Genomic DNA, 22523 nt, shown 5'->3' with positions numbered 1-22523 from the left:
TATTTTCCGTTGACACGTTCTATCACGTCATGTACATTAAATGAACAATAGTTTATTTCCTACTATCAAATATAATAGATAGTATATATACTAACAAAAAGAAAAGAAAGCGCTTTTTGTAAGGGTTTTCGAAATGGGAGGCGACAAAATGACGAAGCAAATTGGATTCATCGGATTAGGAATTATGGGAAAACCTATGGCACTTAATCTATTAAAAGCCGGTCATACTGTGACTGTTTTCGATATTCATACGGAAGCTGTTCAAGCATTAAAAGAAGCAGGAGCAAAAGGCGCCACTTCAGCTGCTGAGGCAGCATCTGAAAGCGATATCATAATCACGATGCTTCCCAAGGGTGAGCATGTAGAAGCAGTTGTAGCAGGTGAACAGGGCATTTTAGCTGCCGCTAAACCTGGCACGGTCATCATTGATATGAGCTCTATTTCACCTGTTACTTCTAGAGCATTAGCTGCACTGGCAAAACAGCATCAGGTCGAATTTATTGATGCACCTGTCAGCGGCGGAGAGCCGAAAGCGATTGACGGAACACTGGCGATTATGGCGGGCGGCGAAGAAGCGATCTTCGAACAAGTGAAGGATGTCCTGCATGCCATGGGCACAGATGTCGTATTAGTTGGATCAAATGGAAGCGGTACAACCGCTAAGCTTGCGAATCAAATCATCGTCAACTTAAATATCGCTGCCATGTCCGAGGCGCTTGTTCTTGCCGCTAAGTCAGGCATTGCGATTGATAAAATGTATGAGGCTATTCGCGGTGGACTGGCAGGAAGTGCTGTTCTCGATGCAAAGGTTCCGCTCATCTTAGAACGAAACTTTGAACCTGGCGGACGCATCGACATCAACTTAAAGGATTTAACCAATGTGATGGAAACTGCCCATGATATTGGCGTTCCTCTTCCGCTTTCTAGTCAGCTGCTTGAAATCTTCCACGCCCTCAAAGCGGACGGAAAATCTGGACTTGATCATGGCGGAATCGTTCAATATTACGAAAAAATGGCTCATGTTGAAGTGAAGAAGGGATGAGGCTTTATGAAACAAAGTATTGATTTACTAAATACCATTCCGAAAGCGGATTCAAATAGTATCCAATCAGCATATGAACAAGCACTGAACCATTTTCATCATAAAATCATTGTATTAGACGATGATCCAACTGGCATTCAAACCGTACACGGCGTCTCCGTTTTCACCGATTGGTCAGAGAAAAGCATTGAAGCTGGTTTTCTTGAAGACAGCCGTATGTTCTTTATCTTAACCAACTCTCGCAGTATGACAGAGAAAGAAACGACGGTTCTTCATGAAACGATCGCATCAACGATTGTGAAAACGGCTGAACGGCTTGATCAAGATTTCATCATTGTCAGCCGGGGGGATTCCACCCTGCGTGGACACTTCCCGCTAGAGACTGAAATTCTCAGAACAACCATTGAACAGCAAAGCTCCCACCAATTTGACGGCGAAATCCTTCTTCCCTTTTTTAAAGAAGGCGGGCGCTTTACGATTGGCAATATTCACTACGTACAGGAAGGACACGAATTAATTCCTGCTGGTGAGACAGAGTTTGCACTAGATCGTACATTCGGATTTCAATCTTCTCATCTCGGTGAGTGGATTGAAGAGAAATCAGGCGGATCGTTCACAAAGGAGAACACTACCTATATTTCTTTAGAGGATATACGGGCTTTACGCATTGACCAGATCAAGAATCAGCTTATGACCGTGAAGAATTTTCAAAAGGTGGTTGTGAATGCGGTGGACTATGATGATGTCAAAGTCTTTGTCACTGCCCTCATAGATGCCATCAAAGCAGGACAGCAATTTCTATTTAGAAGTGCGGCCGCTCTTACAAAAGTGCTTGGCGGGGTTCAGGATCGACCCTTATTAACAAGAGAAGATTTGATCCAAGAAGAAAGCCAGCACGGTGGTCTCATCATGGTTGGTTCCCATGTCAAGAAAACAACGGAACAATTAAAAGCACTTCAACAAAATAAAGAGATCGCTTTTATCGAGTTCGATACACACCTCGTGTTAGAACCTGAAGCATTTCAAGTGGAAATTGACCGCGTGATCCAACAGACTGAAGCGTTGTTAACATCAGGGCAATCTGTTGCTGTTTATACAAGGAGGGAACGGCTTGATCTTGGGGACGATCGTCAAGAGGAAGAATTGAAGCTGTCTGTTCAAATTAGTGATGCTGTGACAAGCATTGTCCAGCGCCTCTCCATTCGTCCTAAGTATCTGATTGCCAAAGGTGGAATTACCTCAAGCGATATAGGAACAAGGGGTCTTAACGTCAAGCGTGCGACTGTCGCCGGTCAAATTCGACCAGGTATTCCCGTTTGGCAAACAGGAGAAGACAGTAAATTCCCATTCATGTCTTATGTGATTTTCCCGGGAAATGTTGGCTCAAAGGATACGTTAAAAGAAGCTGTAGACATACTTGAAGGATAAAGCATAGGGAGTGTTCACGCTCCCTCATGCAACACAAAGGAGGAAAGATCATGTCATTAGTTTTTATTGGACTTGGCGTTTTGTTATTACTTTTACTTATGGTGGTCTTTAAGTTAAACGCTTTCATTTCATTGATTATTGTCTCTTTAATTGTTGCCGTGTTAGAGGGCATGTCACCACTTGAAGCGATCGCATCTGTCGAAAAAGGGCTCGGAAGCACACTCGGTCACTTAGCATTGGTTCTTGGTTTTGGAGCGATGCTTGGTAAATTGATGGCTGATTCTGGCGGTGCTCAGCGTATCGCGATGACACTCATCGACCGATTTGGTATCGGAAAAATTCAATGGGCGACGATGCTGACTGGTTTTGTTATCGGAATTGCTCTATTTTATGAAACCGGATTCATCATTCTCATTCCATTAGTCTTTACCATTGCTCAAGCCGCAAGACTTCCTGTGTTGTATGTGGGAATGCCGCTCGTCGCTGCACTCATTACAACACACGGCTTCCTCCCTCCTCACCCAGGGCCGACAGCCATTGCCAATGTATTTCAAGCCAATATGGGACAAACCTTATTAATTGGAATCATTTTAGCGATTCCTGCTGTTTTAGTAGGCGGACTTCTCTTTACAAAACTATTTAAAAAGGATCAACTGCACGCACACATTCCAAAGAATTTATTTAATCCAAAGGAATTTACAGAAGATGAAATGCCTAGCTTCGGCATTAGCATTTTCACCGCTGTTTTGCCTGTATTGCTCATGACATTCAGAGCATGTTTAGAAATTTTCTTCCCGTCCTCTCCACTGCTACCGGCGGCTGAGTTTTTAGGTGAGCCCGCGATCGCCCTATTAATCTCTGTGCTGCTTGCCATCTACACATTTGGCCTTGGCAGAGGAAAGAGCATGCAGGACGTCATGAAGTCGATTACGGATTCAATTGGCTCCATTGCGATGATTCTATTGATCATTGCAGGTGGCGGCGCCTTTAAACAGGTGCTCATTGACAGCGGTGTTGATCAATACATTGCAGGGATTATGCAAGGAAGCACACTGTCTCCTCTGCTCCTCACCTGGCTGATTGCCGCTGTCCTTCGTGTCTCTTTAGGATCAGCCACTGTCGCCGGTCTCACAGCGGCTGGCATTTCTGCACCGCTGATTGGTTTGACGGGTGTCAGCCCGGAATTAATGGTGATTGCAACAGGTGCCGGGAGTATTACATTCTCTCATGTGAATGATGCGGGTTTCTGGATTTACAAAGAATACTTTAATCTGTCGATGGCTCAAACCTTTAAAACTTGGACATTGATGGTGACTGTTCTTTCACTTGTCGGACTAGCTGGTGTCCTCGTCGCTGATTTGTTCATGTAGGAAAATAAATTGTAAAAACCATTGACTTTTTCTCAAAAAGGTTGAATAATTGTGTTTATTAAGAAAATTGAATCAAAAGGTAACCTTATTAAGAGTGGTGGAGGGACTGGCCCTGTGAAACCCGGCAACCGCTGTTCCTCGGAACAGAATGGTGCTAATTCCTTAAACAAGCTGATGCTTGTTTGAAGATAAGGCAGAGATCTCACAGTATATGATGCTCTTCCTTATCCAAGGAAGAGCTTTTTTATTTGAATGTTAACCTGAAGAAAGAAGGGATTCAGCATGACACAAGTACAAACCATCGGAAAGAAAACAACAAAGCCGCCATTTCGCGCAGATCAAGTAGGGAGTTTGCTTCGTTCTGAGCGCATCAAAGAAGCTCGCAAGCAAAAAGCCGACGGTACACTGACAGCAGAGCAGCTAAGGCAAATTGAAAACGAGGAAATTACACGTATTGTAGAGAAGCAAAAGGAAATTGGATTAGAGGTTGTCACAGATGGAGAATTCAGACGTGCATGGTGGCATTTTGACTTTCTAGAAGGACTTGATGGAGTCGAAGGATTTGAAGCAGACCAGGGCATTCAATTCCACAACACGACGACAAAAGCGAGAGGCATCAAGGTAACAGGCAAGATTGATTTTACAGATCATCCAATGCTAGAGGATTATCGCTTCCTTCACAGCATCGCGGGTGATCATACGGCTAAAATGACGATTCCAAGCCCGAATATGCTCTTTTTCCGCGGCAAGCTAGATGAAGGTGTGTATGACAGTTTAGATGAATTCCACCATGACGTGGCACAGGCTTATAAAAAAGCCATCCGTGCATTTTATGATGCTGGCTGCCGCTACTTACAGCTAGATGATACAGCATGGGCTGTGTTCTTCTCTGAAAAGGGACATGAACAAATCAAAGCCTTTGGCCGCGAGGAAAATGAACTTCGTGAGTCGTTTGCAAAAACAATTAATGAAGCCGTTGCCGATCGACCAGATGATTTAGTCATTACAATGCACATTTGCCGTGGTAATTTTAAATCGACTTGGGCAGCTGAAGGTGGCTACGAAGCCGCAGCAGAAACGATTTTTGACGGCCTAGATCTGGATGGTCTCTTTTTAGAATTCGACGATGATCGTTCTGGCGGATTTGAACCCCTTCGATATGTGAAGAATCCAAACCTTCAAATCGTACTTGGCCTGATCACGTCAAAGTACGGCGAGCTTGAGCCAGTGGAACAGATCAAAAAACGAATCGAGGAAGCGGCTCAATACGTGGACATCAACCAAATCTGTTTGAGCCCGCAATGCGGATTTGCTTCAACAGAGGAAGGCAATCTGTTAACAGAAGAGCAGCAATGGGAAAAGCTGCGTCATGTGATTGAGATTGCGGATCAAGTGTGGAAATAAAATGTATAGTCCTAAGCTCTCTTGGCTTAGGGCTTTTTTTATTAAAAAAAGAACTGCCATTCAGCAGTTCTTCAGGTTGTTGACAAAGAATGCGAGGTTTTGTCTACATCTTTCTTTTCTTAGTTTCGCAATCTTGATACGATATTCTCTTTTGACAGTTCTTTCTTCATACGTTTTGTGATGATGTAGCGCACAAACCATTTATTCAGTATAACCAAGACGAGAAGAAGTCCAACTGCTGTACCGCCAATCCATAAAATGACCTCTCCTGGTAATTGTCCAAGTAACAAAGCACCCAAGACAGCAATGAGTATTACCGCCACAATATACACTCTTAGATTCATCTTATCTATACTACGGTAGAATTGCTTGATCATATCCTTGGGTGACATCCCATTTAAATACAAGGACAACAAATCTCGATTCAAAATGCTAATTAGTGTATGCATCTGACCTCGATAAATAAAAGCAATGACCACAAATAAAATGGTCTGAAATACGACAAGCAACAAAAATGACAATTTTGAATTAGCAACTAATTTCTCTAGCCCTTGCGCTTGATAGTATACAAAAACGTCCTCTTCATCAAACATCCGATCAAACTGGTTCACAAACTCATAAATATCCTCGGTTTTATTTAAATGAACAATGAGTGTTCTAACACCATCGTAGTTCTCACCAATCTTAATTTGACTACTCAGTTTTTTGTACAGATCTGGTGATAGGTAACCGTAATCTTTTAAGAAATAGTTACCTTCACCTTTATAGTACTCGATATTCGCTTCTAATGGCTCCACTTCACCATCATAGGCTTTGATTTTTTTACCCTTGAACCTTTCTGGAAGAAGGATGGTGTTCTCTTTTAGATCTCCCTCATAGCTCACAGCCTCTTTGGTTGTCGGATTGAAGGATAGAGCTGATAATATATCCGTTTCTCCATCTGCTTCGATAGATAACGAGACATCATATTCGTAGACAATGTCTTTGACATTCGGCATACGCTTAATTTTATCTGTATCGTACTCGTACTCACCAGTTTTCGAATACCCATTAATTAAAACCATTGAAAGCCGATCGTTAGTCAATACGTTTTTGTAAATATTATCAGCTGAAATCAAGATAGTAAATATAGAGAAAAAGATCAACATCAGCAAAACAAAATTCAAAACAGCCAATTTTCTCAAAGTCGATCGATGTTTCTTTTTTAAATACTCAAACACGAATAACATTTTCATATGGATTGGTTCCTTTTATTCAAGTCTTCAAAACGAAGGACGACATCGGCTTGTTGCACAACGATATCAGAGTGTGTAACGACTAAAATTGTCCTCGTTTTCTTCAATTCAGATAACATACCAAGCATCATCTGAATATTATCTTTATCAAGGTTATTTGTTGGTTCATCTAAAAGAATCAGTGAATAATCAAACAGCATGATTTTCAAAAAAGCCGCGCGCTGCCTTTCTCCACCTGATAGGTTACTCACTGTTACATCAAGTTTCTCGCTCATTTTGAGCTTCTTAGCCTGTTCTGCTAATCTTTCATTTGAGATTTCTTGTTCATTGATTAACGAGATGACATGTAGATTCTCTCTCACAGTCAAAGACTCAATCAGGTTCAAATCTTGAAAGAAATAGGCAATTTTCTTGCGGTATTCATCAACCTGTTCTTGATTCGTAAAGTCAATGGATTGATTGAACAACGTCATCTTCCCGGCACTCGGTTTTTGAATCAACGCAATAATGTTAATAAATGTCGTCTTCCCACTACCACTTTCCCCATGAAGGGCATAAAGGCCAGAGCCTTGAATATGTAAAGATAAATCTTTTAATATGGTTGCATCCCCATATCGAAAGCCAAGGTTATCGATCTTTAGAATCGACGTATCTCCTTTATTATCTAAGTTCACTAGCCATCTCAATCCCCTCTAACAAATTAAGTGTGTGATTGCCATAAACACCCAATTCAAAATCATAATTTCCTTTAGATGTGCAATAACCCAAACCACATTGGGAGGATTTAATTTTTTTCTTGATTTGATCTTTTGGCACATTAAGGTTATAGCGCAATAAAAGATCCGTATATAAATTGAGAATAATGTAATGATTAACTCCATGATATGAAATAACTTCATTAAACATATCTACCAATTTATTCTTATCTTCTTGATTTATGTCTACAATATCATATTTCATAAGTGTTGTTAATAAATCATCCGAATCGCTCCACTTCACAATACTCTTATCGGCTTTTTCCCCTTTAAGTTTAAAACAATAGTACATTTCACTACTGTTCTCTATGTTTTGACACGCGCCACCAGGGATCGATGTTTCGTCAAACGGTAAACCTAGTTCACTCGTGATTTGCTTTGCGAAAAACTGATTTTGATAACTGCTTAATTGATGTTCATCTTCTAGTAAACCTTCATATCTATTAGTTAAAATCTGTCTATATTCTTCTGCTTGGTCAAAATCAGCACTAGAAAAAATGTTTGACATTAAATAAAGATTCCTTAAAGAATCTAATGAGTAAAATAGTGAAGGAAAAGGCTTATAATCTGAAGGAATGTTAAAAGTAAGGTCGCTCTCTTTTTTATGATTCATATCCTGTAATAACTGAATGATTTGAAAGTGAAACCAATATGTAATTTCATCTCTAAACAAAATGGTTTTTTGGTTACCTTCATTAAAATAAATCTTCGTTAAATGTTTCACATTTGGTTCTACCTCTAACATATTCGCCAATATAAGAGATGCGTAAAGAATGATAGGCTCGTCATAATCAAAAAGAGATAGACTTGTATATTGTTCCAAGTTAGATTGAATCTCTTTCTCTAAAAAGGAAGGTACCTTATGATGGAAATATGATGTCAATATTAAATAATAATGGTACTCTATTTTATCTTTCGGAGACGGCTTTTCCAATTTGGAGAAAGTTTCATTGACTAGTTTAACACCTTTAGAATCCTTAATTTCAGTAAAAACATTATATAATAAAAAAAGATTTAAATAGGAATCCATACCGGTAATATCTTTCTTTGAAAATTGACTTTTATTCACACTGCGAGAAAGTGCCACCTTACAGAAAAATTGATTTTTTTCTTCCCTACACTCTACTTGTTTACGATCGTGACCATGATTTTTTTGGTAAAGGGCTAGCGTGTTTTGAATTAATTCGGATGGTTGCTCTTGCTGACTATTGACCTCAAAGACTTGACCTCCTGACTCACTTTTCATATAAGAGTGGATAGTACGTAAAAAGTCTTTGTTATATATCTTTCGTTGCATAGATATCTTTTCATTTTGACTACATCCCGTTACAATCAAGATCATTGAGATGATAAATATTAGTATTCTATACATGTTGTATTCTCCTAATACTAATTGAAATAAGTGCGGAATAACTGAATCAATTGACTTTTAGATTTAGATTTTAGCTGTAGCTGTGTAAGTTCTGCTGCTATTTTGATCTACTTCAGTTGTCGTATACATACCAAGATAAATAGCTAATCCGCCTGCACAAACGTTACCTGAAGTAGTGTAGATTTTACCTTTCGTTGACTTACTATAAGATTTACTTGATGCACTTCCTGTAGCTCCCGTTCCTGGAGCAGAAACACTTCCTCCAACAGTGTAAAAACTGACATCGTGGTGAAGTTTCTTAAAGCCTGTACGTGTTGTTTGACTTTGAGCTTTAAATTTACCGCAACCTTTAAGATCAGACCAATACGGTAAATCCGCTTTAGCCGTTACCTTAGAAATTGTTTTTACTGCTCTATAAGCTTGAGCATCTTGAACATAAAATAATGATGATGCAACTACAAAAATAATAGCTAGATATAAAAATTTGAATTTAGACATATCTTCCCCCGATTTCTCGATACAGTTATTCCGCAATAGGGATGATTATCCTATATTACCAATTTTATATCAACTACTATCGATCGACATATCACGACAATCCTCACAAACTTTTAATATAATTCATATATATTTGTTAATTGTAAAAAAACAAAACCACTCATGGTAATGAGTGGCCAGGCTGTCGAGAAAATCTCGACAGCTTTATTTTTTCCTTAAAATTTACATCTTCTCATTTTATAATAGAGAAAAGCCTACTAAAGGAAGGTGTTTTTCTCATGTTCCACACTAGAAATTCTTCTCAGCACGAAGCCGAATTTGTATTGCTAGATCAACTGGTCGAAGAGGATCACCTGCTTCGTAAAATTGATCAGTACATTGATTTTTCATTTATCGTAGATAAAGTAAGACCGTATTATAGCGAGAATAAAGGTCGCCCTTCTCTTGATCCACTTATTTTGTTCAAAATGATGTTTATCGGATACCTGTACGGTATCCGTTCTGAAAGACAACTTGAAAAAGAAATTTACTATAACATGGCGTATAGATGGTTTTTAGGTTTGAACATCAATGATCCCGTTCCTCATCACTCGACCATTAGCTGGAATCGTCGCACTCGATTCAAAGATACAACGATTTTTCAAGACATTTTCGACGAGATCGTGCTTCAAGCTATCAATCATGATATGGTAGGAGGCCGCGTTCTTTTTACTGATTCAACTCATCTTAAAGCCAATGCCAATAAACATAAATATACGAGAAAAACGATTGAACAAGATACCCAGAACTATATAAATGATTTAGAAGAAGCGATCCAAGAAGATCGGATGGCACACGGAAAAAAGCCCTTAAAGGTAAAAGAGGAAGTGAAAACAAGCCAGAAGGCTTTTTCTACCTAGACCACCGTACAACAGATATGAAGTACAATATCATCACTGATGCTCATGTCACACCAGGTAATGTCCACGATTCTGTACCATATCTTGAACGACTGGATCACCAAATCGCACGATTTGGTTTTCAAGTAGAAGCTGTTGCCCTTGATTCTGGTTATTTGACAACCCCAATCTGTAAAGGTTTATCCGATCGACGTATTTTTGGTGTTATCGCACATAGACGCTTTCATCCAACAAGAGGATTATTCGAGAAGTGGAAATTTCAGTATGATTCTGAACACGATCACTACATATGCCCGAATGGTGAAAAGCTTTCATATACCACAACTGATCGAAAAGGTTATAGGTTCTACAAATCAGATCCCAAAAAATGTGCTTCGTGTCCTTTTCTTGAAAACTGTACAAGATCTAAAAATCATCAAAAGGTCATCTCAAGACATGTGTGGGAGGAACATAAAGAAAAGGTCAGACAAAATCGTCTGTCTCCCGCTGGAAAAGAGCTATACAAAAAAAGAAAAGAAAAAATAGAGCGAAGCTTTGCAGATTCAAAACAACTGCATGGGCTTCGCTACTGCCGGTTGAGGGGAAAACAAAATGTGAGTGAGCAAGTGCTTCTCACAGCTGCCTGTCAGAACATGAAGAAGATTGCCACACACCTAGCGAAGTTAGGCTAGGTGTGTGGGAGGCCTTTTTCATTCAATCTTATCCATCATACTTACGCTGAAAATAAAAAAGATTGTAGAAAAACATGAGTTTCTCTACAATCTGACCACTCATGGTAATGAGTGGTTTTTTGTTTTTTATTATTTATGCATCTAAATGCTCACCATTCGTAGCAATCACTTGCTTATACCAATCAAAGCTTTTCTTTTTCTTTCTCTCTAATGTACCGTTTCCTTCATTATCACGGTCGACATAAATGAAGCCGTAGCGTTTTTTCATTTCCGCTGTTGAAGCACTGACAAGGTCAATTGGGCCCCAGCTTGTATAGCCGATGAGATCCACACCGTCTGCGATGGCTTCTCTTGCCTCTAACAAATGGCTTCTCAGGTAATCAATTCGGTAATCGTCTTGAATGGATCCGTCTTCTTCTACTTGATCGACAGCGCCCAATCCATTTTCTACAATAAACAATGGTTTTTGATAGCGGTCATACAGCTGATTCAGTGTCGTACGAAGTCCTTTCGGATCAATTTGCCAGCCCCAATCACTTGCTTCTAGGTAAGGGTTTTTCACGCCAGCAAATAGGTTTCCACCTTCCGCCTGATCAAGGATTGCAGGGTCTGTACTTGCCACGAAGCTCATATAGTAACTAAACCCAATATAGTCCACTGTATGGTTTCTTAGAATGTCTTCGTCACCGTCTTGGAATTCAATGTTGATGTTATTTTCCAGGAAATAACGTTTCATGTATCCAGGGTAATAGCCTCTTGCCTGTACATCTGAGAAGAACAATGTTTTACGATCTTGTTCAATCGCAGCAAACATATCTTCCGGTCTTGAGCTGTACGGATATGTCGTCATAGCTGCAATCATACAGCCTATTTTCGCATCTGGAATGATTTCGTGTCCTGCTTTGACAGCTAGAGCACTTGCAACAAATTGGTGATGTGCTGCTTGATATTGAATGCTCTTCTCGTCTTCGCCCTCTTCAAATACAAGGCCGCCACCTGTGAAAGGTGCATGTAACACGACGTTGATTTCGTTGAAAGTCATCCAATATTTCACTTTGTCTTTATAACGAGTGAACAATGTTTTGGCATAGGTTTCGTAAAAGCCCACAAGCTTACGGTTTCTCCAGCCGCCATAGTTTTTCACAAGTGCAAGCGGCATTTCATAATGAGAAATGGTGACAACCGGCTCGATTCCATGCTTATGCAGTTCATCGAATACTTTGTCATAGAAAGCGAGTCCAGCTTCATTTGGTTCAGCATCGTCGCCATTTGGGAAAATACGCGGCCAAGATATAGATAGTCTGAAGCATTTGAATCCCATTTCTGCAAAAAGGGCAATATCTTCTTTATAGCGATGATAGAAATCGATCGCATCATGGTATAAGTTAAGGTCTTTCATTGACTCATCGAATGGATGCATAATGCCATGCGGTGATACGTCAGCTGTAGATAAGCCTTTTCCATCTTTGTTATAAGCGCCTTCAATTTGGTTGGCTGCTACTGCGCCGCCCCATAAGAAACCTTTAGGAAATGTTTTTTCTAATTTGGTCATGTTGAATGCCCTCCTCATTTTCTTCCACACTGACTGTAAGCAGTGTTTCTTTCACTGTAATCGTACCATCTGTTTTCGCATCAACTCGCGCAAAATCGTTTGTGTTTGTGACAATAATCGGTGTGGTTACGTCATAACCATCTTGCTGAATGCCGTTGATATCAAATTCAACGAGTACATCTCCTGCCTGGACAATATCACCTGACTGCACATGAGTTGTGAAATGCTTTCCGCCAAGTTTTACTGTATCAATTCCGACATGGATGAGAAGCTCTGTGCCTTGATCACTCTTTAAACCGATGGCATGTTTCGTTTGGAAAATGGTTTCAACCTTGCCGTTGAACGGTGCAACCACTCGTCCAACTGTTGGTACAATGGCAGCTCCTTTGCCCATGATTTCATTAGAGAATGTTGCATCATTTACTTGATTTAGCGGCTTTAGTTGACCTTCAAGCGGGCTTTGTACCACTTCATTTTGAAGCGCTGTTGTATCTTTATTTTCTTCTGGTTTGTCTGCTTTTGTATCATCTTTCACTGGTACATCTTTAAATCCAAGCACAAGTGTCATGATGGTTGCTACGACAAAGCCGATGATTAAACCAATGATCGAGTAAACAAACGTTGGTCCAATGAACGTTGGGATACCTGGAATACCTGCTGATCCAGACACCACATAGGATTTTACTTTAAAGATGGACATGAACACGCCGCCTGTTGCCGCACCGATGAGGGCTGCAATGAACGGTTTTTTCAATCTCATGTTGACACCATACATAGCAGGTTCCGTAATACCCATTAATGCTGTGATACTTGTTGACATTGCCAATGACTTGAATGTTTTGTTTCTTGATTTTAAGAAGACACCAAATGCTGCACCGGCTTGTGCCATATTGGCAACAAACATCATTGGGATAATGTAATCAAAACCGTTTAACGTAATGTTGTTAATCATGATTGGAACAAGTGCGTAGTGCATACCCGTAATGATCAATGGTGACATGAAGCCGCCGATTAAGAGTCCTGCTAAAATACCTGCATGTTTAAACAATAAATCAATTCCGCCTGAAAGGCCATTTCCGATAATGGCACCAATCGGTCCAACTGCTATGAGCATAATTGGCACAACGACAAGAAGTGTAACCGTTGGAACAAGGATGATTTTTAATGATTTCGGACTATATTTTTCTGCGAATCTTTCAACATATGAGCCAAGCCAGATTGTGAGCAGAATCGGAATCACCGATGAAGAGTACACAACGGCTACCACTGGCAAGCCTAGAAATTCTGTATTTCCTGCACCAAGTAAAGCGGTTAGCTGTGGATGCAGCGCTGCTGCAGCAATGGCTGCGGCAATATACTGATTTGTGCCCAGTTTTCTGGCTACGCTTACAGCAAGCAGGATTGGTAAGAAGTAAAAAGCTCCGTCTCCGATTGCTGTTAAAATGGTATATGTGCTGCTTTTATCTGATATCCACTGGAACGTCAGCATGAGTGCCAATATTCCTTTGATCATACCGGCTCCAGCGATGGCTGGAAGAATCGGTGTGAAGACACCAGAGATAAAATCGAAAAGTTTTGACAATACATTTTGTTTTGTTTCTTCTTCTGTGCCGCCTGACTTTACCTCTGTTGATAGCCCTGAATCAGCAACCATCGCTTGATAGACGTTTGATACGTCGTTGCCGATAATGACATGGTATTGACCACCGCTTTGATTCACACCCATGACGCCATCTGTTGATTGCAGCTTCTCCTTATCCGCCTTGCTCTCATCGTATAAGTTAAAGCGAAGTCTTGTCATACAATGTGTGACGTGCTTGACATTCTTTTCACCGCCGACTAGCTCTAGAACTTCTTTTGCTGTTTGTTTGTGGTTCATTGTGTTACCCTCCAATCGTTGATTTCATTTTATAGAAAAAACCTAAACATCCATTAATGCCCGAAAAATAGCGATTCAGACATTAATCGATATTTAGGTTTTGCCTGCTTGACCAGTAACAATCCTTCATAGCGATTGATCGTTATTCAATTTTATCAGTCTTTAGATGCAAAAAAACCTAAATCATGCCTTATCAAAGATAGGGACAATGATTTAGGTTTTGCCTGCTTGACCAGTAACAATCCTAAAAGATTGTGGGTTATTGAGTTTATAGTTATAAATTATCATGTTAATTTTGTGATGTCAACGCTTTCTTTTTGATTTATTTTCTTTTTATGACTCGATCGATATGCAAAGTTAAGTATAACATCTCATCTTCTATGAGACTTCGGTTGTATTCTTTCTGAACATAATCATTAATTTTCTCAGCACATTGAAAAGCTGCTGTGTTTTTTTCCTTTACCACTTCATACAGAAATTCATTTTGATTTTCCATTTGTGTTTCGTTAAACAGACGTTGTCCAAAAAACTTTAAATGCGTGACAAAACGGAAATAATTTAATGATTCCTCGTCCAAATCAATTTGAAAGTGATATTTGACGATGTTCAAAATATCTTGAATCAGCTTTGTGATTTGAATAACGTTTGGCATTTCCTCATTGAGCTCTGCATTGACGATATGCATGGCAATAAAACCTGCTTCATCCTCAGGAAGGCGGATGTTGAGCTTGTCCTGTATGATGCGAATTGCTTCTACACCGCACATAAACTCATCTTTATACAACCGTTTGATTTCCCAAAGCAAAGCATTTTTAATGTCCATTCCTTTTTGATGACGTTCAATGGCAAAGGTGATATGATCCGTCAACGTGACATAGATACTGTCATTTAAATTTTTGTTCAGGCTCGTTCTCGCATGATCAATAATCGCCTCACACACTTGCATATACTCAATTGGAATATCGTAAAGCAGGGTTTTGAATTTTTCTGATATATCTTTATTTTGAATGGAAAATACTTTTTCGATACGTTCTTCGTCAATCGGATCTCCGCTTTTCTTTTGAAACGCAATTCCTCTGCCCATAATGACCAGCTCATGCTGCTCGTCATCATAAGCACTGACCACATTATTATTGATTACTTTCGAAATGATCAATTGATCCCCCCCCAGTACATTCCGCTTTTTCAAGCATTTCATTGTTGATATGTCATTTTATTATTATTTTCAAAAAAGAGGACTTTAAGATGATTTTACATTTTTTTTTGATACGGTCAACTAGAAAGAATGACATATTCCCTCTCAGAAATGATGAAATAGAGGCAAAAAAGTCTAAAAGCAGACAAAAAACACTCTATAAAAGAGTGCTTTTGATAAAATTAGGAACAATCCCAATTATAGACGACATTCTCGAAATTCTTTCGTTTGAGGTCTTCTGGTTTGATAAAAAAGTTGGCGATTCCGCAATCTCCCCACAACATATCTACTTCATCATCTGAGTCAATTTGCAATAACAGAACGGTATGTTCTTGATCTTCATAAGTACGCGGGTCTTCTTGTGTAAACCCTGGATACCCGCCCAATTTGTGACCAAAGCCACTCGCTGTTTCATAGAATTCATCCAACAGGGTATCTGCTTCATCACCATCAATACCAACTGCATCTTCGAATAGGTCCCAGCTATGCTTTCCTGTGACTTTTTCAAAGCGGAAATCTCCTACACTGATCGTTTCGCTTGCTAATTCACCTGTAATTGCGCCTTCCTTCGTAACGGGAAAATAAAAATCGTCTGGAATTTTCACAAAAGAAAAATCAGTCAATAACTCTTCTTCTGCTAAGAAAGGTTCTTCAATAAATTTGATCCGGAAATCTTTTTGTTCTGTTTTATGGTCAATATTCATTCCATAAAGATCATCATGCACAGAAATAAAGACTTGCAAAAGTCCTGTTTCTGGATAATCTTTCAGCTTCGGCAGCTGGCCGAAATTAATTTGTGCCAATAGCTTCATAGGATGACCTTCAGCATCCACTGGATATTCATCGGTCTTTGGGAAGTAGGGATCACCTGCTATTTTACTGTCATAAGGTCCTGTTTTTCCTTGCTTCATTTGTAATTCAATCTTTGGTTTTTTGGTTTGATCTAACAATGTACGGTAAGGCGCTAGTACTTCTTGCAGCTTTGCTGATTGTGTCACGATGATCTTCCTCCTTATGAATCGGTCTAGTGATCAAACAGGTATCTCTTTTTCTATCATACAGAAGTGTACCCTACCTGTCAGCGATCAACCGGTCAATATTCTGACAAATACCTCACCTTAAAACGTTAAAAAACCTCCGATCTAGCTGGAGGTTTTGGTCAAAAAGTTTTTATTTTACTTGATAATTTACTAAGTCATCTGCTAATGTTTTCATCGTTTCGTTTGTTTCATGAAGTCCTTCAATAATTTTTGTGAAAGTGCTGACAAGCTCTGCTTGATGTTCAGAAGAAGCTACAATTTGTGCAATTTCTTCTTCCATTCCTTTAATCGAGCCCTGCACATCTTTCAATGCTGCTTCGATATCCGTTGTGGCTTGCTTGGCGTGGGTTGAAAGTTTTCTGACCTCTGTTGCGACCACTCCAAAGCCTGCCCCTGCTTCACCTACTCTTGCAGCCTCAATGGATGCATTGAGTCCAAGTAAGTTTGTTTGATCAGAAATTCCTTTAATGAGATTGGACACTTGATTGATTTTAGAAGAATTTTCGACAGTGGCTTTTGTATTTTGTAGAATTTGTTCACTTGTCGCTTGTAGTTCCTCTGAATGTGCGGCCACTTGCTGGACCATCGCGACTAGTTTTTCAGAAGCTTGGTTACTTTCTGTCATAATGTGTTCTAATCGTTGTTGATTTGACTGATCATAAGCAACACAAAAGACAGCTACCACTTGACCTGTCTCATCTGTGATTGGTACGGCTACGATATCCAATGGAATTCCGTACACCTCTTGAGGAACTTGGATAAATGATGCCTCTCGGCCATTTTTCAGCATAGAAAAATTTTGAAATCCCTCATCAACTGCATCACCAGTTTTAAACCCCAAGTTAATATCCCCGTGTTGCTGATAATAAAGTACCTTCTCTTTACCTAAAACAGAAAAGGTGAGTTGCTCTCGCATAGCTAGTCCAACGATGGGTAAAGTGGCTATTATGTTTTCAACAATTCTTTGTGACATTCGCTCACGTTCATCCTCTCTTTTCTCAGTACACCCTCTATATCGGTTCGTTATATGATCTATTACAGCCTGTAATGCGTCCCAATATCAACCAAATGACCTAAGTCACATAAAAAACCCACATTCCATCATAAGAATGTGGGGGTTTATCAAAAAATAAGCATGCACAACAGGACACTCACACTAATGAAAAAGAGATACATGTAGTCAATCCATGATGTGCTGATGACATGATAATACGTTCGCTCTCTCGTTCCTGTGAAGCCTCTTGCTTCCATCGCAATGGCCAAGCGCTCTGACTTCCGAATGCCCTGCGTGAAAAGGGGCAGTGCATAACGCATAAAAGCTTTCCAGCTGTTTTTTTGCTTGTAGCCTCTGATTTTATGCGCAGCCTTCATTTGCTTTAATTCACTTTGAAACAACGGGATAAACCGGAAGCCTGCAAGCATTCCATACGCCCATTTTGGTGACATTCGGCATTGATGTATCAAGCTCATCATAAAGGCCGTCAAATCAGTTGTGGATGTAAAAAGGAGACCAAATGTCACAAAGCCAAGCATTCTAAAAGAAATGGTGAGTCCATTTCTTAAACTCTCCTCTGTGACATGAAACCATGCCCACTTCCACACAGTATGATCCCCCTTACCAAAAGCCGCCATCATCCAAAACACGAGAATAAAAAAGAGCAGATAAGGAACAAGTCTTGTGATGAGATATTGGATATTCCAGCCGCCTAAGACAAGCCCGATGCCAAGGGCCAAAAACCAGATGACGAACGTTGTTTTAGGATCGGAAATGGCCATCAGACAGCACATCGCAAGGAGATGAGCGAGTAATTTCACGACTGGATTCACAGTGGATAGAAAGGAATGATTACTTTGCAAGCGTAAGCACTTCCTTTCTTTCAACCACATAGCGGTAATGCAAAGGCACTCTCAGCTGATAACCATTGACGAGTTCCTGATTTGAAAATAAATCGAAAGGCGTCCCATCATACACATGCTCCCCTTGATGAAAAAGAAGTACCTGATCAGCGCACGCATCGACGAGCTCCATATCATGTGTGACCATGATAATAGTGGTGCCTTGCCGTTGACGCTCTTTCAGACGTCTGATTAGCTCCTTCGCCGTTTTCTCGTCCTGCCCGAAGGTCGGTTCATCTAAAAGGAGTACATCCTGATCGAAAAGAAGCATCGTGGCGACACTTAGTCTTCTTTTCTGCCCTAAACTTAAGGTGAATGGATGCGCGTTTGCATGCTTCTCTAAGCCGAACTCTACTAATAGCTGATTCGTTTTTTCTTGCACCACTGATTCTGGCCAATTTCGCTGTCTTCCACCAAATGCGATTTCATCAAACACTGTGTCCTGTATAAATTGAAGTTCAGGATTTTGAAATACAAAGCCCGCCTCTTCATATAGTGATCGGTCAGACCACTTTTTTAGATGTTTTTCTTTTAAGAAAATGTGGCCTTTTTTTAATGGCTCTAAACGTATGACATGTTTAAGAAACGTACTTTTCCCGCTTCCATTTTCACCGATGATCGCAACCCAATCGCCTGCTTTTATGTCTAGCTGCAGGTCATCTATAATCCTTTTTTTCCCGTAGCTTAGTTGAAGGTGTTCGGTTCGAAGGATTGTCTCTCCATCTATTGATGAGACTTTCTCATGCCGCTCTTTTCTTGCCTCAAAGGTTTGCATGAGTGTTTGGCTTAGTGGATGAAATGGATCTTGTACGACTGTGGACCATTTCTCGGGAAATATTTTCGGACGCCAAATTCCTGCCTCTTTCATTTCTTCCCCAAACGCTTTCATCACGTCTTTTGGACGTCCATCTGCTATAATACGGCCTTGATGGTCTAATAAAATCACCCGATCCATCCACTCGATCACACCGTCTAACACATGCTCCACAAAAATCATCGTTTGATCCTGATCAGCAGAAAGCTGCTGAAGCAGTTGAAATACCTCCATTCGTCCTGCTGGGTCAAGCTGTGCAGTCGGTTCATCAAAGAACAGGACATCTGGCTCTAGCGCTAGTAAACAAGCAAGCGCCAGCCGCTGCTTCATGCCGCCAGATAATGTATGAATATCTGTATTTGGAGCGACATCCAGCTTTACCTTTTGCATGAGATGTTGAATGATGTCATCCATTTCTTCACGAGGCACAGAGCGGTTCTCTAGGCTAAACGCAATTTCTTCATTGACTCGGTGCATACAAAACTGGGCGTCTGGGTCTTGAAACATGACACCTGTATGTCTTTGCAACATCACTTCTCCCTGTACATGAGCTTCCATATGTTCTGGAATGATTCCAGCAAGCACCGAAATGAGCGTGGATTTTCCGCTTCCGCTTGGTCCTAAAATCAGCACCTTTTCCCCCTTTTGAATAGAAAGAGATACTTGATGGAGCACGGGGTTCGTCTGTTCATAAAAACGGACAGTAAGGTTACTGCACGCGAGAAATGAATCCATGCTGTTCACCCTTATTTCGTTTTTCTTTCATAATGGCATATTGATTCAATACACCAGTTTTAGATAAGGCATCCACTACAACCTTTGCTAAGCATCCACCGAGTAGCATGCCACTGATGATTTGAGTGACAAGTGTCATGAGTAGCACTTGAGGGGTGTAATAACCAAAGCCATTGGCAATCAGGCTATATACCATCGCTCCTACTGCTGCAAAGGCACCAGACAGCATGAGTGTCCACATGCGATATCGCTGATAGCCAAAAAGCGCGAAGGCGATTTCTGCCCCAAAGCCTTGACATATACCAATCAGCAGCGCAGAAAGACCAAAGTGGCTGCCTGTCAGTAATTCTACGGCGGCGGCAGCTGTTTCTGCGATGAGTGCAGCTCCTGGCTTTTGGATAATGTAAGCAACGATTGGACTGGCAATGACCCAAATTCCGAACATGATGCTGCCCCCTGCTGGGCCAACAAGTGCTGTAATCGGTAAATAAAGAGTCGACCACCCTAAATAGATGACACCGCACGCTACAGATAAAATGACAGCAAGAACGACTTCTTTCATTTTCCACGTCATGAAGAATGCACCTCCATTTGGACTGGCCACTCTTCCACAGTAAAGGCCATTTCCCAAAATTGATACTCAAGTTGACAGCTTAAGATGAAGTGCTGTTTCATTTTCTCTTTTTCTTTCTCACTTGCTTCTTCTGCCCACTGATCAAGTCGTTTGCAAAGCTCCACTGTGACAGAGTCCGTTAACCCGCCATAAAACGTGATCCACTCATAAAACGGATGGGCTGTGTCAGGCTGCACATCTGAGAGCATTCGTTTGCCTATTTCCCAATAAGTCCAAGGGCACGGGAGCAGCACTGCAATGATTTCTCCAAGTGTGCCTTCCTGAGCGACTTGCAGCATGTGATGAATATAATGGTGAGCGCTTGGCGCCAAAGAAGCACCCTGAAGCTCATCATATGCTACACCTGCTACTCGGCAAAGGTTTTGATGAGGATGCGTCTCACTATCGAGTACAAACGCCATCTGTTGGTGGAAAAAGCGAATATCCTCTCTGTCTGTACACCGGCTGATTGCCGCCGCATAAATTTTAATAAAAGCATTTAAATATTCTGCATCTTGTTTGACGTAATGAATGATCTGCTCCTTTTCCAGCTTTCCTACTGCAAGTCCTCTGACAAACGGATGCTGATAAATGGCTTCAAATAATGGTTCTGCTTCTTGCCTTAATTGCGTTGAAAATGTCATAAAAAAAGCCTCCTCTTCTTCAGTTGAATAAATGAAAAAGCCACCCCAAATGGAGCGGCCTTCTTATCGATTCAATCATGAATAAGACAAGGTCCAGCTCCACTTCCCTCCGCTAGTACAAACTAGATCAGGTTCAAAGGGTCCAAGATTTTCTCTTGTCTCAGTCATACATGACTCCCCTAGTGGACTTTTGTCATTTAATTATCTTTACTCTACACATGTGGCGATTTGATGTCAACCGCCTATCTTAATTCAATGTTTTGATTGTTGGTAGCTTCTCGATTCCTGCAGCATAGTAGAAATTCAGGACACTGAAGAAATCAATTGGCTTTCCTGTTTTTAAATCAACAGCCAATATATGATCACCGTAATTTGTCAGATCATCAATGTCTAAACGCCTTGGCGTTGTCTTCCCGAGTGTATCCACAAAGGTATCATGGTAGTATTGTCCGCTAGCAAACGAAGATTGATGGTACATAAACAATGTCTCCACATCTAAGTAAACGAGAATGGCCTCAGATGAGCTCGCATAAGGGGCTGAGTACGACACTGGTGTCGAAATGCTTTTCACTTTCACGCTTGAAATAGAATGGGTTCTCTGTTCATATTTTCCATCATAGGAGAAATAAAATACACGCTCCCATTGATAATCCGCCGTCTTTGATTGGTTGTTATACACTTTTGCACCGTTCGCAAAGACGTCTCCATTTTCATACTCAGCGACAAAGTATTGCAAGGTTGACGATAGGGATACAGCACCTGTGAAATTGGGTGGATTTTTCGCATTAACCTGCAACGTGTAGGCGTCTCCGAAGTCTCCTCCGCTGGTGATACCGAATGCGTAATCACCAGCCGGTAAATTGGTTAATCCAAGCAGGCTTCCTGCCGGCTGAATGAGATCCGTCGGATAGGCTTGATCTGCTTCAAAATCAACCACAAATAATTGGACGAAATAATCAGCATTTGGAGAAGTAATCCGGCTAATAAGCGCCTGAGGTGACGATGTGCTTAAAAACCATAAATCAACTGGATCTTCCTCGTTTAAAACAGACGATTGATTGATGGCTAGTCCATCAATCGAGCGAACAGCAGACGTACGCAACTTTCCATCGGCAGCGGCTTTTCGTTTAATACTCACCCCGTTTTTCTTATCTACTTTAAACGATTTTTTCACTTGCTTTTGTTGAATCGCCGTTCCTTTATCTTGCTTGACAAATGACTCTTGCACTTGCTGAATGGCTTTTTCTGTAAGCGGCGACATTTTTCCATTTGGTTTTGGTGTATCTTCCGCTTTTATGGCTGGTGAAAATAAGCCTGTTACCAATAAAATAGATAGTAAGGCAGCGGTGATTTTTACGTAAAATGCTCTCACAGGAACATCCCCTTTTCCCTTATTTGGGTTTTTTACCCTGTGATCATTTTACCATTTTTCAATACTTGTTTTAGTCTTTTTGGAAAATTTTTATAACAAAAAACCAGCC

General features: G+C 40.6%; 18 protein-coding genes, 1 pseudogene and 2 riboswitches. Of the genes and pseudogenes, 5 read left to right on the top strand and 14 right to left on the bottom strand.

Features of this window, described 5'->3' with window-relative positions:
* The first annotated feature begins 148 nt into the window (after nt 1-148).
* From garR to BK049_RS09145, 4 genes are all read left to right on the top strand, one after another.
* On the top strand, nt 149-1042 hold the full coding sequence (gene garR, locus BK049_RS09160; protein WP_071168356.1) for a 2-hydroxy-3-oxopropionate reductase: 894 nt from the start codon (nt 149-151) through the stop codon (nt 1040-1042).
* Nucleotides 1043-1048: 6 nt separating this feature from the next.
* The gene (locus BK049_RS09155) at nt 1049-2470 is read left to right on the top strand and encodes a four-carbon acid sugar kinase family protein (protein WP_071168355.1); all 1422 of its coding nucleotides are present in this window, start codon (nt 1049-1051) and stop codon (nt 2468-2470) included.
* A 50-nt stretch (nt 2471-2520) separates the two neighbouring features.
* A complete protein-coding gene (locus BK049_RS09150) occupies nt 2521-3840 on the top strand; it encodes a gluconate:H+ symporter (RefSeq protein WP_008355563.1) in 1320 nt (439 codons plus the stop codon).
* Nucleotides 3841-3922: 82 nt separating this feature from the next.
* A riboswitch (SAM riboswitch) is annotated at nt 3923-4035 on the top strand.
* Between the two features lie 87 nt (nt 4036-4122).
* Entirely contained in the window at nt 4123-5244 is a 1122-nt protein-coding gene (locus tag BK049_RS09145) for a 5-methyltetrahydropteroyltriglutamate--homocysteine S-methyltransferase (RefSeq protein ID WP_071168354.1), read from the top strand.
* Nucleotides 5245-5363: 119 nt separating this feature from the next.
* Here BK049_RS09145 and BK049_RS09140 read toward each other — a convergent pair whose 3' ends face one another.
* From BK049_RS09140 to BK049_RS09125, 4 genes are all read right to left on the bottom strand, one after another.
* Nucleotides 5364-6479, bottom strand: coding sequence for a hypothetical protein (locus tag BK049_RS09140; RefSeq protein ID WP_071168353.1), 1116 nt, complete (start codon nt 6477-6479; stop codon nt 5364-5366).
* Nucleotides 6476-7153 carry an ATP-binding cassette domain-containing protein gene (locus tag BK049_RS09135; protein ID WP_232532097.1) on the bottom strand — a complete coding sequence of 226 codons (678 nt, stop codon included), beginning with the start codon at nt 7151-7153 and terminating at the stop codon, nt 6476-6478. Before BK049_RS09135 ends, BK049_RS09140 begins: the two co-directional genes overlap by 4 nt.
* On the bottom strand, nt 7140-8606 hold the full coding sequence (locus tag BK049_RS09130; protein ID WP_071168351.1) for a hypothetical protein: 1467 nt from the start codon (nt 8604-8606) through the stop codon (nt 7140-7142). The genes BK049_RS09135 and BK049_RS09130 overlap by 14 nt, the downstream gene beginning before the upstream one ends.
* 63 nt (nt 8607-8669) lie before the next feature.
* Nucleotides 8670-9104, bottom strand: a complete 435-nt coding sequence (locus BK049_RS09125) for a hypothetical protein (RefSeq protein ID WP_034324807.1) — start codon at nt 9102-9104, stop codon at nt 8670-8672.
* 278 nt (nt 9105-9382) lie between these two features.
* Between BK049_RS09125 and BK049_RS09120 the strand changes: the two are divergent.
* A pseudogene (locus BK049_RS09120) lies at nt 9383-10674 on the top strand (transposase).
* Nucleotides 10675-10807: 133 nt separating this feature from the next.
* Here the strand turns inward: BK049_RS09120 and bglH are convergent.
* The 10 genes from bglH to BK049_RS09070 all read right to left on the bottom strand — a co-directional run bounded on the left by bglH (nt 10808) and on the right by BK049_RS09070 (nt 22414).
* Nucleotides 10808-12226: an aryl-phospho-beta-d-glucosidase gene (bglH, locus tag BK049_RS09115; RefSeq protein ID WP_071168350.1), complete on the bottom strand. Its 1419-nt coding sequence runs from the start codon at nt 12224-12226 to the stop codon at nt 10808-10810.
* Nucleotides 12198-14105, bottom strand: a complete 1908-nt coding sequence (locus tag BK049_RS09110; RefSeq protein WP_071168349.1) for a beta-glucoside-specific PTS transporter subunit IIABC — start codon at nt 14103-14105, stop codon at nt 12198-12200. The genes bglH and BK049_RS09110 overlap by 29 nt, the downstream gene beginning before the upstream one ends.
* A 322-nt stretch (nt 14106-14427) precedes the next feature.
* The gene (licT, locus tag BK049_RS09105) at nt 14428-15261 is read right to left on the bottom strand and encodes a BglG family transcription antiterminator LicT (RefSeq protein ID WP_008355583.1); all 834 of its coding nucleotides are present in this window, start codon (nt 15259-15261) and stop codon (nt 14428-14430) included.
* A gap of 221 nt (nt 15262-15482) precedes the next feature.
* Nucleotides 15483-16298 carry a YwqG family protein gene (locus BK049_RS09100; protein ID WP_008355602.1) on the bottom strand — a complete coding sequence of 272 codons (816 nt, stop codon included), beginning with the start codon at nt 16296-16298 and terminating at the stop codon, nt 15483-15485.
* A gap of 172 nt (nt 16299-16470) precedes the next feature.
* Nucleotides 16471-17313 (bottom strand): methyl-accepting chemotaxis protein, encoded by an 843-nt coding sequence (locus BK049_RS09095; RefSeq protein WP_008355604.1) that lies wholly within the window; start codon nt 17311-17313, stop codon nt 16471-16473.
* 149 nt (nt 17314-17462) lie between these two features.
* Entirely contained in the window at nt 17463-18197 is a 735-nt protein-coding gene (locus BK049_RS09090; RefSeq protein ID WP_071168348.1) for an energy-coupling factor transporter transmembrane component T family protein, read from the bottom strand.
* Nucleotides 18187-19785, bottom strand: coding sequence for an ABC transporter ATP-binding protein (locus BK049_RS09085; protein ID WP_071168347.1), 1599 nt, complete (start codon nt 19783-19785; stop codon nt 18187-18189). The genes BK049_RS09090 and BK049_RS09085 overlap by 11 nt, the downstream gene beginning before the upstream one ends.
* Nucleotides 19760-20359 (bottom strand): ECF transporter S component, encoded by a 600-nt coding sequence (locus BK049_RS09080; protein ID WP_008355611.1) that lies wholly within the window; start codon nt 20357-20359, stop codon nt 19760-19762. The genes BK049_RS09085 and BK049_RS09080 overlap by 26 nt, the downstream gene beginning before the upstream one ends.
* Complete coding sequence (gene tenA, locus BK049_RS09075; RefSeq protein ID WP_071168346.1) at nt 20356-21042, bottom strand: thiaminase II; 687 nt, start codon at nt 21040-21042, stop codon at nt 20356-20358. The genes BK049_RS09080 and tenA overlap by 4 nt, the downstream gene beginning before the upstream one ends.
* An 87-nt stretch (nt 21043-21129) precedes the next feature.
* Nucleotides 21130-21233: riboswitch (TPP riboswitch) on the bottom strand.
* A gap of 56 nt (nt 21234-21289) precedes the next feature.
* On the bottom strand, nt 21290-22414 hold the full coding sequence (locus BK049_RS09070; protein ID WP_071168345.1) for a hypothetical protein: 1125 nt from the start codon (nt 22412-22414) through the stop codon (nt 21290-21292).
* Between the last annotated feature and the right edge of the window lie 109 nt (nt 22415-22523).

Source organism: Bacillus xiamenensis, from assembly GCF_001857925.1.
Taxonomy (GTDB): domain Bacteria; phylum Bacillota; class Bacilli; order Bacillales; family Bacillaceae; genus Bacillus; species Bacillus xiamenensis.
Note: the sequence above shows the minus strand (reverse complement) of the source record. Positions and strands in the feature narration are given on the sequence as shown.

What these genes read in the sequence shown, in the direction of transcription:
- garR (WP_071168356.1), top strand. Translation starts at nt 149, where the DNA reads ATGACGAAGCAAATTGGATTCATCGGATTAGGAATTATGGGAAAACCT.
- BK049_RS09145 (WP_071168354.1), top strand. Translation starts at nt 4,123, where the DNA reads ATGACACAAGTACAAACCATCGGAAAGAAAACAACAAAGCCGCCATTT.
- BK049_RS09110 (WP_071168349.1), bottom strand. Translation starts at nt 14,105, where the DNA reads ATGAACCACAAACAAACAGCAAAAGAAGTTCTAGAGCTAGTCGGCGGT.
- BK049_RS09155 (WP_071168355.1), top strand. Translation starts at nt 1,049, where the DNA reads ATGAAACAAAGTATTGATTTACTAAATACCATTCCGAAAGCGGATTCA.
- BK049_RS09085 (WP_071168347.1), bottom strand. Translation starts at nt 19,785, where the DNA reads ATGGATTCATTTCTCGCGTGCAGTAACCTTACTGTCCGTTTTTATGAA.
- BK049_RS09095 (WP_008355604.1), bottom strand. Translation starts at nt 17,313, where the DNA reads ATGTCACAAAGAATTGTTGAAAACATAATAGCCACTTTACCCATCGTT.
- bglH (WP_071168350.1), bottom strand. Translation starts at nt 12,226, where the DNA reads ATGACCAAATTAGAAAAAACATTTCCTAAAGGTTTCTTATGGGGCGGC.
- BK049_RS09080 (WP_008355611.1), bottom strand. Translation starts at nt 20,359, where the DNA reads ATGACGTGGAAAATGAAAGAAGTCGTTCTTGCTGTCATTTTATCTGTA.
- BK049_RS09150 (WP_008355563.1), top strand. Translation starts at nt 2,521, where the DNA reads ATGTCATTAGTTTTTATTGGACTTGGCGTTTTGTTATTACTTTTACTT.
- BK049_RS09140 (WP_071168353.1), bottom strand. Translation starts at nt 6,479, where the DNA reads ATGAAAATGTTATTCGTGTTTGAGTATTTAAAAAAGAAACATCGATCG.
- BK049_RS09130 (WP_071168351.1), bottom strand. Translation starts at nt 8,606, where the DNA reads ATGTATAGAATACTAATATTTATCATCTCAATGATCTTGATTGTAACG.
- BK049_RS09125 (WP_034324807.1), bottom strand. Translation starts at nt 9,104, where the DNA reads ATGTCTAAATTCAAATTTTTATATCTAGCTATTATTTTTGTAGTTGCA.
- tenA (WP_071168346.1), bottom strand. Translation starts at nt 21,042, where the DNA reads ATGACATTTTCAACGCAATTAAGGCAAGAAGCAGAACCATTATTTGAA.